Genomic DNA, 14,217 nt, shown 5'->3' on the forward strand with positions numbered 1-14,217 from the left:
GGAGCAAGACATGAGCAGCAAGAACAAGGTGATCCAGGCGCTCGAGAACGAGCAGATGAACAAGGAAATCCCGGCCTTCGCCCCCGGCGATACCGTGGTTGTCCAGGTTAAGGTCGTGGAAGGTAACCGCGAGCGTCTGCAGGCCTTCGAAGGCGTGGTCATCGGCAAGCGTAGCCGCGGTCTGAACTCCGCCTTCACCGTGCGCAAGATCTCCCACGGTGTCGGCGTCGAGCGTACCTTCCAGACCTACAGCCCGCTGGTCGCTGGTATCGACGTCAAGCGTCGCGGTGACGTGCGTCAGGCCAAGCTCTACTACCTCCGTGAGCGCAGCGGCAAATCCGCGCGTATCAAGGAAAAGCTGGGCTGAGTGCGATGATGCCCCGGCACCTGATGACCGGGGCGATGGCATCGCCAATCGAGAAGACCCCGTGCGNNCGCACGGGGTCTTCTGCGTTATGCTGCGGGGTTGCGTCACCCTGCTGCTGATCACGGGCCCATGAGCGTATGAACGATCACGACCGCCGCGACGCCTTCCTCGATGCGCTGTGGCTCGAGCGTGGTGTCAGTGAAAACACGCTGAGCGCCTACCGCCACGACCTGTCGGTCTGGATCGATTTCCTCGACAGCCGCGACGAGCGGCTGCTGGCGCCCGCTGCGAATAGCGTCAACGCCTTCGTCGATGGCCGTCGCGAGACTTACCATGCGCGCTCGGTGGCGCGGCTGCTGTCGTGCCTGCGGCGCTTCTACCGCTGGGCGCTGGGGGAGGGGCTGATCGCCCAGGACCCGCTGGCGGAGATCGAGCCGCCGAAGATCCGCCCCGGTCTACCGGCGACCCTCGACGAGCGCGACGTCGAGCGGCTGCTGGCGGCGCCGGACGTCGACTCGGCGCTGGGCCTGCGCGACCGCGCCATGCTCGAACTGCTCTACGCCTGCGGCCTGCGCGTCTCCGAGCTGGTGGGGCTCAGCGTCGCGGCGGTCAATCTGCGTCAGGGCGTGGTGCTGGTGCGGGGCAAGGGCGACAAGGAGCGTCTGGTCCCGCTGGGCGAAGAGGCCCTGGCCTGGCTCGAGCGCTATCTGCGCCAGGGGCGCGGTGAGCTGATGCGCGACAGTCGCCAGCCCGCGCTCTTCCCCGGGCGCGCAGACGCCTGCATGACGCGCCAGACCTTCTGGTACCGGATCAAGCACTATGCCCGCCTGGCGGCGATCGACAAGCCGCTGTCGCCGCACACCCTGCGCCACGCCTTTGCCACGCATCTATTGAATCATGGCGCCAATTTACGTGTCGTACAGCTACTGCTGGGGCATAGTGATCTATCCACCACGCAGATCTACACGCATGTGGCCCAGGCCCGCCTGGAAGCCCTGCACGCCCAACATCACCCGAGAGGTTGAACATGAGAAGTCGCTCGACCCTGGCCGCGCTGGCGCTGGCCGGACTCTGCCTGACGCCCGTTGCCTTCGCCAAGCCGCCCAGTGATCTGGCCGCCAAGCTCAATGCCCATAGCGGCCAGCCGCTGCCGATCGAGTCGATCGACGACTCGCCGCTGCCGGGGCTCTACGAGGTGCGGCTGAAGGGGGGTAACACGCTCTACGCGGATGCCAAGGGTGAGTATCTGATCGTCGGCGACCTCTACCAGAACGCCAAGGATGGCATGGTCAACCTGACCGAGCAGGCAGCCAATGCACGCCGCCAGGCGCTGATCGACAAGGTGCCCGAGGATCAGCGGGTGGTCTACAAGCCGGCAGGCAAGGTCAAGGCCAGGCTCACGGTGTTCACCGATACCACCTGCCCCTACTGTCATAAGCTGCACGCCGAGATGAACCAGCTCAACGCCATGGGCATCGAAGTCGACTATCTCGCCTTCCCGCGCATGGGCCCTGACTCCGACGCCGCGCGCCAGCTGGCCAAGGTGTGGTGTTCCGACAACCGCTCCGAGGCGATGAGTGCCGCCTTCCGCGGCGATGCGGTGGACGCCCCGGCGAGCTGTGATGCACCGATCGCCAAGCAGTACCAGTTGGGGGTCGAATCCGGTATCCAGGGGACCCCCGCGATCATCTTCCCCGATGGCAAGATGGTACCGGGCTATCTGCCGGCCAAGCGCCTGGCGGCGATGCTCGGCATCGACCCCAGCGGCGAGAGCTGAAACCGGGCCCTGCCGCCGCTTGGGAAACGCTGAATCAATCGCCGAACGAGATGAAGGGCAAGTCGCACGTAACGCAGAAGGCGAGACATAACATGGGGTTAGGCGAGCCTTCGAGTACCGCGCAACGCAGTCATTCGCTCGTGCAGGCATTTGAGCAGTGGTTCCCTTGACAAGGGGGGCGGGGCTTTCTACCGTGACCGGCCCCCGCGGCGCTGCAGCCGGCGCCAGGGGCGCGCAAGAAGGGCGGCCAGGGGGCATGGCCGACCCCAACCCAAGGTTCGTGGCAGTGGGCCTTCAGACAATCATGCGGGGCGGCAATCTTGCCGCGCCGCGAGACAGGGGAGTGATATCTTGAAACCGGTGAGAGTGGGTATCTGCGGTTTGGGCACCGTGGGCGGGGGCACCTTCAATGTGCTGACGCGCAACGCCGACGAGATCGCGCGTCGCGCCGGTCGCCCGATCGTGATCGAGCAGGTGGGCGCGCGCCGCGACAACCCTGACTGCGACACCACCGGTATCAAGCTCACCCGCGACATTTTCGACGTGGCACGCAATCCCGACGTCGACGTGCTGGTCGAGCTGGTCGGCGGCTACGACGTCGCCCGCGAGCTGGTGATGACCGCCATCGAGCATGGCAAGCACGTGGTCACCGCCAACAAGGCGCTGATCGCGGTCTATGGCAACGAGATCTTCCGTGCCGCTCACCAGAAGGGCGTGATCGTCGCCTTCGAAGCGGCGGTGGCCGGTGGCATCCCGGTGATCAAGTCGCTGCGCGAGGGGTTGGGCGCCAACCGTATCCAGTGGCTCGCCGGCATCATCAACGGCACCGGCAACTACATACTGACCCATATGCGCGACGAGGGCCGGGCCTTCGAGGACGTGCTCGCCGAGGCCCAGGCCCTGGGCTATGCCGAGGCCGACCCGACCTTCGACGTCGAGGGTATCGACGCCGCTCACAAGCTCACCATCCTCGCCTCGATCGCCTACGGCGTGCCACTGCAGTTCGACCGCGCCTACACCGAGGGTATCGCCCGGATCACCGCGGACGATGTCGAGCAGGCGGACAACCTCGGCTACACCATCAAGCATCTGGGCATCACCCGGCGCAGCGACAGCGGCGTCGAGCTGCGCGTGCATCCGACCCTGATCCCCAAGGAGCGCCTGCTGGCCAATGTCCATGGGGTCAAGAACGCCATCGCGGTGATGGGCGACGCCACCGGCCCGACGCTCTACTACGGTGCTGGTGCCGGGGCCGAGCCGACCGCCTCGGCGGTGGTCGCGGACCTGCTCGACGTGGCCCGCGACATCACCACCGCGCACCACTACCGGGTGCCCTACCTGGCCTTCAGCGGGGTCAACGACGAGGCCAACGCGCTGCCGATCCTGCCCATGGAGGATATCGTCACCGCCTACTACCTGCGGCTGCTGGCGGTGGATCGCCCCGGGGTGCTGGCGCGGGTCGCCACCATCCTTTCCGAACACGGCATCTCGATCGAAGCGATCATCCAGAAAGAGGCCACCGAGGGTGAGCTGGTGCCGATCATTCTGATGACCCACCGCACCCGCGAGCAGCACATGAACGAAGCGATTCGCCAGCTCGAGTCGCTGGCCGATATCGCCGGTCCGGTGACGCGGATTCGGGTCGAGTCCCTGGACGAGCAGGAATAAGTCGCGACTGACAGCACGGGCTAGCAGCCCAGGACCGAGTGGAAACCAATATGCGTTATATCAGTACGCGCGGGCAGGCGCCGGCGCTGAATTTCGAGGAAGTGGTGTTGACCGGTCTGGCCAGCGATGGCGGGCTCTACGTGCCGGAGACGGTGCCGCAGCTGTCGGCGGAGACGCTGGCGGGGATGGCGGGGCTGTCGTATGCGGAGATCGCCTTTCAGGTGATGCAGCCCTTCGTCGGCGGCGAGATCGATGACGAGACCTTCCGCGGTCTGGTCCATGACGCCTACGCCACCTTCAGCCACGACGCGGTGGTGCCGCTCAACCAGCTCGACGCCAATCATTTCCTGCTCGAGCTGTTCCACGGCCCCACGCTGGCGTTCAAGGACGTCGCGCTGCAGCTGCTGGGGCGCATCCTCGATCACTTCCTGGCCAAGCGCGGCGAGCGTGCGGTGATCATGGGTGCGACCTCCGGCGATACCGGCTCGGCGGCGATCGAGGGGTGCCGTCACTGCGATCATCTCGACATCTTCATCCTGCACCCGCACAACCGCGTCTCCGAGGTTCAGCGGCGGCAGATGACCACGGTGCTCGCCGACAACGTCTTCAATATCGCCATCGAGGGCAACTTCGACGACGCCCAGGCGATGGTCAAGGCGAGCTTCGCCGATCAGGCGTTCCTCAACGGCACCCGCCTGGTGGCGGTCAACTCGATCAACTGGGCGCGTATCATGGCCCAGATCGTCTACTACGTGGCCTCTGCGGTCGCCCTCGGTGCGCCGCATCGCGAGGTGAGCTTCTGCGTGCCCTCGGCCAACTTCGGCAACCTCTTCGCCGGCTACATGGCGAGTCAGATGGGGCTGCCGGTGAAGCAGTTCATCATCGCCACCAACGCCAACGACATCCTGCACCGCACGCTCGCCGACAACGACTTCTCCAAGCGTGAACTCGCCGCCACCCTGGCGCCGTCGATGGATATCGTGGTGTCGTCGAACTTCGAGCGGCTGCTGTTCGACGCCTACGAACGCGACGGCACTGCCGTACGCGAGCTCCTCGAACGCTTCCAGCGCGAGCCGGCGGCACTCGCCGAGGCGCCGCTGGCGCGGCTGCGCGAGAAGTTCTCGAGCTTCAGCGTCGATGACGACACCATCCTCGAGGTGATCCGCGAGGCGCACCAGCGCACCAAGGAGCTGCTCGATCCGCACACCGCCACCGGCTATCGCGCCGTCGAGCGGGTGCGTGCCGACCGCGCCACGCCGATGATCACCCTGGCCACCGCGCATCCGGCCAAGTTCGCCGAGGCGGTGGTCAAGGCGGGCTTCACCGGCGCCCCGCTGCCGCCGCACATGGATGACCTGCTGGCGCGGGAAGAGCGCTACAGCGTGCTGCCGGCGGAGCTCGCTGCGGTCCAGCGCTTCGTCGCCGACAATCGCCGCTGATAGCGGCGCAAACGAGGGGGCGGGTGCCCGACGCGCCCGGTCCAATCCTGCGAGGATAGGGATCATGCTGAGGATCTGGGGACGCACCAACTCGACCAACGTCAAGAAGGTGCTGTGGTGTGCCGAGGAGCTGGCGCTGCCCTTCGAACGAATCGATGCGGGCGGCGCCTATGGCGTGGTCGACGAACCCGCCTACCGGGCCATGAATCCCAACGGTCTGATCCCTTGCCTGCAGGACGACGACCTCGTGCTGTGGGAATCCAACGCGATCGTGCGCTATCTGTGCGCCAAATATGGGCGCGGCTCCCTGCATGAGGCGGATCCCGCGGCGCGTGCCGAGGCCGACAAGTGGATGGACTGGACGACCTCGTCGTTGGCCTCCCCCTTCAAGGCCGTGTTCTGGAATACGGTGCGCCTGTCGGCGGAGCAGCGCGACGACAAGGCGCTCGAAGAAGGGCTGGCTGCCTGCGGCACGCTACTCGGCAGGGTAGATCGGACGCTGTCCGAACAGCCCTTTTTGTCGGGGACGGCGTGGGGTATGGGAGACATCCCGCTGGGCTGCTTTGCCTATGCGTGGTTCGAAATGGATATCGAGCGTCCCGACCTGCCGCATCTGGCAGCCTGGTACGCGCGGCTGCAGTCGCGTCCCGCCTACCGCCAGCACGTCATGATCGCGCTCACCTGAGCTAGAGGTGCCGCGTCAGGGTAATCATGCCAGGAGGCTGCTTGGACCCCGATCTTTCCCGGTCATCGCTCGATGAACTCACCCGTCCGCGCCTGCTCCCACGCGAGCGCGACGCCGCGCTCTATCGACGCGCCCAGGATGCCGGGCTCTCCGAGCTGCAGGCGCGGGTCCTGGCCGGACGTCTGGCAGGGTATGCAGGGCCGCTGGAGGCGCTGATCGATCCGGCCCTGCGCCATCTCAGCCATCCCGAGCGGCTGGCCGATGCGCGCCGCGGTGCCGAACGGATCGCGCGGGCGGTGAGCGAAGGCGAGCACATCGGCATCCTCACCGATTACGACGTCGACGGCATCACCTCCCATGTGGTGATCCTGCGCGCGCTGACCGAGCTGTTCGGCGTGCCTGCCAACCGCCTGCACAGTCTGATCGGCCACCGTATCAACGATGGCTACGGCATCAGTCTGCCGCTGGTCGAGCGCACCCTGGCACTCAAGCCGCGGCCGACGCTGGTGGTCACCGCCGACTGCGGCTCCTCCGACGAGCCGCGTATCGCCCGCCTGCGTGACGCCGGCATCGACGTGGTAGTGACCGATCACCATGCGCTGCCGCAGGCGGGGCCGCCGGCCTCGGCCTACGCCACCATCAACCCCACCCGCGACGACTGCGACTACCCCGACAAGACCATCGCCGGCTGCATGGTGGCGTGGCTGATGATGTCGCTCACCCGGGCAGTACTGATCGAGCAGGGCGTGCTCTCTGGGTCGACGCCCAAGCTCGCCCCCTGGCTCTCCTACGTCGCCCTGGGCACGGTGGCGGACTGCGTCTCGCTGGGTGGCAGTGCCGCCAACCGTGCGGTGGTGACCTACGGCCTGCGTCTGATCAATCGCATGCAGGCGCCGTGCTGGCGGGTGATGGCGGAGCGCCTGGGGAGTGACAGCGTGCCGTTCGACGCCGAGACCCTGGCCTTCCAGATGGGGCCTCGCATCAACGCACGCTCGCGTCTCGATGACCCCTACGCGGCGCTGCACTTCATGCTGGCGACGGACGACGACCTGGCCCGACGCCACCTGCAGGTGCTCGACGACGACAACCAGGCGCGCAAGGCGCTGGAAGCGGACATGGTCGAGCAGGCCCGGGGGCTGGCGTTGACGCAGCTGGCCGAGGCCCCGCCGGCGCTGGTGATCCACCTGCCGCAGGGCCATGCCGGGGTGCAGGGGATCGTCGCCTCGCGCCTGGTCCAGACCTACGGCCGGCCGACCCTGGTGCTCACCCCGGCCACTGCGCCGGAGATGCTCACCGGCTCGGGGCGCTCGATCGAGGCGCTGCATCTGCGCGACGCCCTGCAGCGCGTTCACGAGCTGGCGCCGGAGAGCCTACCGCGCTTCGGTGGCCACCGTGGCGCCGCCGGTGTGGGGGTGCCGCTGGGTGAACTCGAGCGTTTCCGCGATGCCTTCCTGCAGGCGGTGGGCGAGCAGCTGGGCGGGCGTGAGCTCTATCCGGTGGTATGGACCGACGGCGAGCTGGACGCGGCGCAGCTGTCACTGGCCACCCTCGACGAGCTGGCGGCGCTGGCACCCTATGGGCGCGAATTCGAGGCGCCGCTGTTCGAGGCGACCTTTCACGTCGAGCAACTGCGTGCGGTGGGGGCGGAGGGCAACCACCTGATGCTGGAGCTCTCCCGCGATGCCAGCGTCACCCGCGCCATCTGGTTCCGCGCCCTGGCGCCGGGGGCCGCGCATCCGATCGCGGTCGGCGACCGTGTACGCTGCGGCTTCAAGCTCTCGCGCAACCGCTGGAAAGGGCGCGAGTCGCTGCAACTGATGGTCGAACACGCCGAACGCTTGAGCGCCTGAGCGGCCTGACACCGTCGTCTCTCCACGATCATCGCTGTCGAGCCCGCCGTGCCCACCTGCATGGCGCTGCTCCGCCCCTACGAGATCCACCACCCCGCCGGCATTGGCGCTATCATGAGCCGCCTCGCGCACCGCGAGAGACGCAGCAGCGCCACAAGCGCCGCGCTCCCCGCCAGGCCGGCGGCGCCACCGCGCCACGGCGATGGCCATCCAACGCCAAGGGAACCCTCGATGGACAGCCCACAGATCCGTCATCGGATGCATGAAGACGTACTCGCCATTCTGCTTGGCTCGGCCTGTGCCGCGCTCGGGGTGGTGCTCTATCAGCACGCCCAGATTCTGATCGGCAGTACGGCCGGGATCGCGCTGTTGATCAGCTACGCCACCGGCTGGCCTTTCGGACCGGTGTTCTTCGTGGTCAATCTGCCGTTCTACTGGCTCGCCTGGCAGCGGATCGGGCACCAGTTCACGCTCAAGACCTTCGCCGCCATCGCATTGCTCTCCTGGCTCAGCTGGCATATCGGTGACTGGGTCGAGATCGGGACGGTGACGCCACTGTTCGCGGCGCTGATGGGCGGCGCGCTGATCGGACTGGGGGTGCTCTCGCTGTTTCGCCACCGCGGCAGCCTGGGTGGCTTCAATATCCTCGCGCTGCACCTGCATGACCGCTACGGCTGGAGCGCGGGCAAGGTGCAACTGGGGCTCGATGGCCTGGTGATGCTGGCGGCGTTCGCCGTGCTACCGGTGAGCAACGTGCTCTACTCGATTCTGGGGGCGGCGGTGCTCAGCGGCATTCTGACCCTCAACCACCGGCCGGGGCGCTATACCGGGGTCAGCCGCAACTGAGCGGTACGCGTCAGTAGCAGGGCCATAGCCCCGGTGTCACCAGCTCGATCAGATGCCCGTCCGGATCGCGGAAGTAGAGACTTTCGCTGCCCGGGGGCCAGCGGGTGCGCCCCTCGATGATCACGCCCTCGGCGTCGAGGTGCGCCTCCCAGGCGGGCAACTGCTCGGCGCCGATCGCCAGCGCCACGTGCTGGCGGCCGGCGCCGTCGTGGGGAGGAATCGTACCCATGCCGTCGGGCAGCGTCACCGTGGTGTCGGTCTCGCCGCGCTGGAACACCAGCAGCATGCTGGCGCCCACCGGGTAGGCGAGAAAGCGCTCGTCGGCGAGATGCGGCTCCAGGCCCAGTACGCGCTCGAAGAACGCCCGGGCGCGGGCCTTGTCGGCGGTGTAGAGCACGCTCTCGACGATCCCGTCGAGCGGCGGTGCGCCGTTGCTGGAGGTGTCGGACGCGGAGGACATGGGGTCTCCTGTGGGTCGACGGGGCGCTGGCGCTCAGCCCTTGAGCCAGAACCACCAAACGATAAAGACGATGAGCGCCAGGCCCAGCGTATTGAGCAGTATCAGCATCAGTGTCGCTCCTGATCGGAGGGCGTGCCACCGCCCGGGGTGAAGCGGCGCAGGCGGCTGGCGTTGGCGACCACCGTGACCGAGGAGGCCGACATCGCCAGCGCCGCGAGCATCGGCGACAGCAGCATCCCGGTGAGCGGATAGAGCACGCCGGCGGCAATGGGGATGCCGAGGGTGTTATAGCCGAACGCCCCCCACAGATTCTGCTTGATGTTGGTGAGCGTGGCGCGGCTGATGGCGATGGCATCGGCCACTCCGTGCAGCGAGTCGCGCATCAGCGTGATGCCGGCACTCTCGATGGCGACGTCGGTGCCCTGGCCGATGGCGAAGCCGACATCTGCCTGGGCCAGCGCCGGGGCGTCGTTGATGCCGTCGCCGACCATACCCACACGTTCGCCACGCTGCTGCAGCGCCGCCACCGCCGCCTGCTTGTCTCCCGGCAGCAGCTCGGCGTGGACTTCGTCGATCCCCGCTTCGCGGGCGATGGCGCTGGCGGCGGCGGTATTGTCGCCGCTCAGCATCACCACCTTAAGCCCCGCCTGGCGCAGCCGTGTCACCGCGGCGCGGCTATCCTCGCGCAGGGCGTCGCGGACTGCGAAGAGCGCCGCCAGCTGGCCGTCCAGGGCGAGATAGACCACGCTCGCAGCCTGCTGCTGCCAGCTCTCGGCGGTCTCCGCCGCCGCTTCGATATCAATGGCGTGGTCGTGCATCAGCGCGGCGTTGCCGAGCAGTGCCTGACCGCTGCCCGCCAGGTTGGCGACCAGGCCGCGCCCGGTGAGGCTTTCGAAGGCACTGACCGCCGGCGTCTCGCGCGCGTCGCCCAGATGCGCCAGCAGGGCGCTTGCCAGCGGATGCTCCGAACCGCGCTCGAGCGCGACCACGGCCGCCTGGGCGCGCGCCTCCGTCTGCCAGTAGTGGCTGGCGGTCACCCGCGGGCGCCCTTCGGTGAGGGTTCCGGTCTTGTCGACCACCAGCATGCTCAGGCGGCTGGCGGTCTGCAGCGCCTCGCCGTCGCGGATCAACACGCCGTGCTCGGCGGCCTTGCTGATGCCGAGCATGGTCGAGATCGGGGTCGCCAGTCCCAGCGCACAGGGGCAGGCGATGATCAGTACCGTGGTCGCGGCCACCAGCATGTGCACCAGCTGCGGCGCTGGCCCGAGGTTGAGCCAGGCGAGTGCGGTGAGCACCGCGATGATCATCACGCTGGGCACGAAGATGCCGGCGACACGGTCGGCCAGGGCACCGATCGGTGGGCGTGACTCCTGCGCCTGGGCGACCTGATCGACGATACGTCCGAGGCGGGTGTCGTCACCCACCTGGGTGGCGCGATAGACCAGGCTGCCGCGGCCGTTGACCGTCCCGGCGCTGACGCTGTCGCCGGGGCCCTTGCGCACCGCGTCGGGCTCGCCGGTCAGCATCGATTCGTCGATATGGCTCTCGCCGCTCTCGACCTCGCCATCCACCGGCAGGCGCTCGCCGGGACGCACCCGGATGCGCTCGCCCACCTGCACACGCTCGATCGCGACTTCGCGCTCCTGGCCCTGACGAATCACCCGCGCGGTGCGGCTCTGCAGATCGAGCAGCCGCGACAGCGCCTGGCTGCTGCGCCCCTTGGCACGCAGCTCCAGCGCCTGGCCGATGCCGATCAGACCCACGATCATCAGCGAGGCCTCGAAATAGAGATGGCGCGAGGCCGGCGGGATCAGACCGGGAAACAGCACCACCGTCATCGAGTAGAGCCAGGCTGCGGCGGTGCCGAGGGCGATCAACGTATCCATGTTGGCCTGGTGGTGGCGAAAGGCCTTCCAGGCACCCTCGAAGAAGCGCCGCCCGGCGCTGGCGAGCACGCCCAGCGTCGCTAGCCCCAGGGCCATCCAGACCCAGCGCTCGGTGCCCTCGAGGCGGGGCTGGTGGACGAACATCGCCAGCATCATCGGTATCCCCAGGGCGAGGCTGACACACGCCTCGCGCAGATGGCGGCGCCACTGGCGGCGGTTGTCGCGCTGGCGCTGGGCGCTGGCCTGGCGCAGATCGGCGATCGGCGTCGCCGTGTAGCCGGCGCCGCGCACCGCAGTGATCAGCGCTTCGAGATCGGCGCTGCCGCCGACCTGCGCGGTCTCACTGGCGAAGTTGACCTGGGCGCGGGTCACCCCAGGGGTGGCGGCGAGCGCCTTCTGTACCGCGTTGACGCAGCCGGCGCAGGTCATGCCACCGATCGCCAGCCGTTGCGGGGCGGGCTGGGCAGTCTGAGTGCCGGTCGCCGTATCGGGCTGCGCGGTCACCGCGGTTGCGTCTTGCGCTGCCGCTTTCTCATCTTGCGCTGCCGCTTTCTCATCTTGCGCTGTCGCTTTCTCGTCTTGCGCTGTCGCTTGGCCCTGGGCCGGCGCGGTGGAGGGCGCCGGCGCATAGCCGGCCTCCGTCAGCAGCGCTGCGACGCGCTCGGCGGGCAGGGCAGAGACCACGCGCAGCCGCTGCTGGTCCGGTTCTCCGCTGACTTCGGCGGCGGCATCCGCCTGCTGGATCGCCGCGCGCATGCGCTTGACGCAGCCCTGGCAGTGCATCGCCGGCACCTGCAGGGTGAGCGCCGTATCGCTCGCTGCTTCGCGGGTCTCGTCGAGCGGTGAGGCTGGATAGCCGGCGCTGTCGAGCAGTTGGCGCAGGTGTGCTTCGTCGAGTTGGGTGGTGACGGTCAGCTCGCGCTGCGCCGGGTCGGCGTCGAGGGTGGCGTCACCGTCGACGGCGCCGACTGCCGCGCGCAGCCGCTTGACGCAGCCCTGGCAGTGCATGGCATCGACGCGATAACGATAGCGGTTCAAACGGACCTCCCCGGCGCGGCCTGGCAGTCGTGGGCGCCGTCGGACGTGTGTTCGATCAGGCGACAGATGCTGTGCCCGTCGGGGGCACCGTCGGGCATCTGCGACCAATCCTCGAGGGCGTGCTCCATGCGCTCGGCCAGCGCCTGCAGCTCGCGGATCTGGGCATGGATACGCGGCAGCCGCGCGGCGAGCAGATCGCGCACCAGCGGGCATGGCGAATCGCCCTGGTCGGCCTGGTCGAGAATCTCGGCGATCTCCTTGAGGCTGAAACCCAGGGTGCGCGCGCGCTGGATGAATCGCAGCCGGCCCAGGTCGCGCTGGTCGTAGAGCTGATAGCCGTTGTCCGGATCACGCTGCGGCGTCAGCAGGCCCTGGCGGGTGTAGTGACGCACGGTCTCGGCGGTGACCCCGGCGCTTCGCGCCAGTTCGGTGACTTTCATCGTGGGCTCCTCGCTCGCTTTTCGACAGCAGTGTAAAACCTAGGTCTTACACATGGGTCAAGGCGAGCCTCTATCACTCCTGGTCGGTGCCGGCAAGGCGGGGAGGGCGCCGCCAGGGGCCAAGGAGGACGAAAGCGACATAGCGATTCGTATTACGACTAAAGAGAAGTCAAAAATGCGATTAAAACGACCGTTTGCGCATTGACGCTGATGCGGCGCTGAGTGACAAAGGGATGGGAAAAATAGTGCTGAGGGAGTGCGAAAACCGCGCCTTCGGCGATGATCGCCAGACGCGCAAGCGCAAGGGCGACCACTGGGAGAGGGGAACAAGCCATGTCTTTTCGCTATAACCGTTTGTCGCTGGCCATCGCGCTGGTGAGTGCCGCCGCCTCCAGTCAGGCCATGGCCGGCGCCTTTCAGCTTCAGGAACAGAGTGTCAGCGGCCAGGGCACCTCCTGGGCCGGACGCTCCTCCAACGTTCAGGACGGCTCCATCGTCTTCGGCAACCCGGCGGGCATGTCGTTCCTCGACCGCGCTCAGGTCACCGCGGGTACCCACTACATCGATGCCAGCTCGGACATCAGCAATGACAGCGGCACCCAGCCGACACTTGCAGGCGTGGTCGGCACCCAGGGCAGCACCGACGGCGACATGATTCCGCACAAGGCGGTGCCATTCGGTTATTACGTACAACCGATCAACGACCGCTGGAGCTTCGGTCTCGGCGTCTATGCGCCGTTCGGCCTGGTCACCGACTACGGCGACGACTTCAAGGGACGCTACTTCGGTAACTACAGCGATCTGGAAGTCATCACCGCCCAGCCCACGCTGTCGTATCGCTTCAACGACAAGTTCGCCATCGGCTTCGGGGTGACTTACAACCACATCAAGGGCGAGCTGGAGAGCAAGACCCCCAACCCGCTCAACCCAGCCGCCTCCAGTGACGGCACCGTCAACGTCAAGGGTAACGACGATGCCTGGGGCTATAACATCGGTCTGATCTACCGCCCGGTGGAGTCCACCACCCTGGGCCTGACTTACCGCTCCAAGGTCGACTACCACCTCACCGGCGATGTCGATGCCTCCAACGTCTTCGGCGGGGTCGGCCCGGGGGGCGCGGTCTTCCTCAACAGCTCCGGCGATGCCTCACTCGACATCACCCTGCCCGAGACCATCGACTTCTCGGTCACCCACCAGATCGACGACCGCTGGACGGTGATGGCCGGGGCGACCTATATCCGCTGGAGTCGCTTCGATCAGCTGGTGGTCGACAACAGCCAGGGGCTGGATATCAACGAGCAGCAGGACTATCGCGACACCTGGCAGTACGCCGCCGGTCTCTCCTACAAGGTCAATCCGGCCTGGACCCTGCGCGGTGGTATCGCCTATGACCAGTCACCGGTCAAGGATGCCCATCGCACCCCGCGCGTGCCCACGGCGGACCGTAACCTGGTCTCGATCGGTGCCGGCTGGACACCCATTCCCGACCTGACCATCGATGCCGCCTACAGCTACATCTGGGAACATCGTGCCGACGTCGACCAGCAGAAAGCCAACGGCACCTCCTACCAGGCCGAGTACGACAACTCGCTCAACCTGTTCGGGGTGCAGGCGACCTACCGTTTCTAATCCCGAACTCAGGCCCGAGAACCCGTCTCGCAACCCCCGGTGGCGAGACGGGTATCTCAACCGCCAACCTTTCGAGCTGATTCTGTCGATCTGATCCTTTCGCGCTGATTCTTTGGAGCTGATTCTTTCGAG

12 protein-coding genes are annotated in these 14,217 nt (G+C 67.3%); 9 read left to right on the top strand and 3 right to left on the bottom strand.

The window, feature by feature from the left end; all coding sequences use genetic code 11:
• Positions 1-10: 10 nt before the first annotated feature.
• The 8 genes from rplS (at position 11) to DOM66_RS12455 (ending at position 8,632) form a co-directional block, all read left to right on the top strand.
• Positions 11-367 (top strand): 50S ribosomal protein L19, encoded by a 357-nt coding sequence (gene rplS, locus DOM66_RS12420; RefSeq protein ID WP_110674739.1) that lies wholly within the window; start codon positions 11-13, stop codon positions 365-367.
• Between the two features lie 137 nt (positions 368-504).
• A complete protein-coding gene (gene xerD, locus DOM66_RS12425) occupies positions 505-1,392 on the top strand; it encodes a site-specific tyrosine recombinase XerD (RefSeq protein ID WP_110674738.1) in 888 nt (295 codons plus the stop codon).
• Between the two features lie 2 nt (positions 1,393-1,394).
• Entirely contained in the window at positions 1,395-2,144 is a 750-nt protein-coding gene (locus DOM66_RS12430; protein WP_110674737.1) for a DsbC family protein, read from the top strand.
• A 351-nt stretch (positions 2,145-2,495) separates the two neighbouring features.
• The gene (locus DOM66_RS12435; RefSeq protein ID WP_110674736.1) at positions 2,496-3,812 is read left to right on the top strand and encodes a homoserine dehydrogenase; all 1,317 of its coding nucleotides are present in this window, start codon (positions 2,496-2,498) and stop codon (positions 3,810-3,812) included.
• 50 nt (positions 3,813-3,862) lie between these two features.
• Positions 3,863-5,251: a threonine synthase gene (gene thrC, locus DOM66_RS12440; protein ID WP_110690354.1), complete on the top strand. Its 1,389-nt coding sequence runs from the start codon at positions 3,863-3,865 to the stop codon at positions 5,249-5,251.
• A gap of 64 nt (positions 5,252-5,315) precedes the next feature.
• On the top strand, positions 5,316-5,936 hold the full coding sequence (locus DOM66_RS12445; protein WP_106418574.1) for a glutathione S-transferase family protein: 621 nt from the start codon (positions 5,316-5,318) through the stop codon (positions 5,934-5,936).
• Between the two features lie 41 nt (positions 5,937-5,977).
• Positions 5,978-7,786, top strand: a complete 1,809-nt coding sequence (locus tag DOM66_RS12450; RefSeq protein ID WP_245392431.1) for a single-stranded-DNA-specific exonuclease RecJ — start codon at positions 5,978-5,980, stop codon at positions 7,784-7,786.
• 231 nt (positions 7,787-8,017) lie between these two features.
• Positions 8,018-8,632, top strand: a complete 615-nt coding sequence (locus tag DOM66_RS12455) for a YitT family protein (protein ID WP_110674733.1) — start codon at positions 8,018-8,020, stop codon at positions 8,630-8,632.
• Positions 8,633-8,642: 10 nt separating this feature from the next.
• Here DOM66_RS12455 and DOM66_RS12460 read toward each other — a convergent pair whose 3' ends face one another.
• The 3 genes from DOM66_RS12460 to DOM66_RS12470 form a co-directional block, all read right to left on the bottom strand.
• Positions 8,643-9,092 (bottom strand): VOC family protein, encoded by a 450-nt coding sequence (locus tag DOM66_RS12460; protein ID WP_110674732.1) that lies wholly within the window; start codon positions 9,090-9,092, stop codon positions 8,643-8,645.
• A 107-nt stretch (positions 9,093-9,199) separates the two neighbouring features.
• Positions 9,200-12,016, bottom strand: a complete 2,817-nt coding sequence (locus DOM66_RS12465; RefSeq protein WP_280951265.1) for a heavy metal translocating P-type ATPase — start codon at positions 12,014-12,016, stop codon at positions 9,200-9,202.
• Positions 12,013-12,456, bottom strand: coding sequence for a MerR family transcriptional regulator (locus tag DOM66_RS12470; RefSeq protein WP_110674731.1), 444 nt, complete (start codon positions 12,454-12,456; stop codon positions 12,013-12,015). The genes DOM66_RS12465 and DOM66_RS12470 overlap by 4 nt, the downstream gene beginning before the upstream one ends.
• Before the next feature lie 333 nt (positions 12,457-12,789).
• Here DOM66_RS12470 and DOM66_RS12475 point away from each other — a divergent pair, with 333 nt between their 5' ends.
• Positions 12,790-14,085, top strand: a complete 1,296-nt coding sequence (locus DOM66_RS12475; protein WP_110674730.1) for an OmpP1/FadL family transporter — start codon at positions 12,790-12,792, stop codon at positions 14,083-14,085.
• Positions 14,086-14,217: the final 132 nt, after the last annotated feature.

It is taken from the genome of Salinicola endophyticus, from assembly GCF_003206575.1.
Lineage (GTDB): Bacteria > Pseudomonadota > Gammaproteobacteria > Pseudomonadales > Halomonadaceae > Salinicola > Salinicola endophyticus.

Coding starts and splice junctions, on each gene's coding strand:
- rplS (WP_110674739.1), top strand. CDS start 11: ATGAGCAGCAAGAACAAGGTGATCCAGGCGCTCGAGAACGAGCAGATG.
- xerD (WP_110674738.1), top strand. CDS start 505: ATGAACGATCACGACCGCCGCGACGCCTTCCTCGATGCGCTGTGGCTC.
- DOM66_RS12430 (WP_110674737.1), top strand. CDS start 1,395: ATGAGAAGTCGCTCGACCCTGGCCGCGCTGGCGCTGGCCGGACTCTGC.
- thrC (WP_110690354.1), top strand. CDS start 3,863: ATGCGTTATATCAGTACGCGCGGGCAGGCGCCGGCGCTGAATTTCGAG.
- DOM66_RS12445 (WP_106418574.1), top strand. CDS start 5,316: ATGCTGAGGATCTGGGGACGCACCAACTCGACCAACGTCAAGAAGGTG.
- DOM66_RS12455 (WP_110674733.1), top strand. CDS start 8,018: ATGGACAGCCCACAGATCCGTCATCGGATGCATGAAGACGTACTCGCC.
- DOM66_RS12460 (WP_110674732.1), bottom strand. CDS start 9,092: ATGTCCTCCGCGTCCGACACCTCCAGCAACGGCGCACCGCCGCTCGAC.
- DOM66_RS12470 (WP_110674731.1), bottom strand. CDS start 12,456: ATGAAAGTCACCGAACTGGCGCGAAGCGCCGGGGTCACCGCCGAGACC.
- DOM66_RS12475 (WP_110674730.1), top strand. CDS start 12,790: ATGTCTTTTCGCTATAACCGTTTGTCGCTGGCCATCGCGCTGGTGAGT.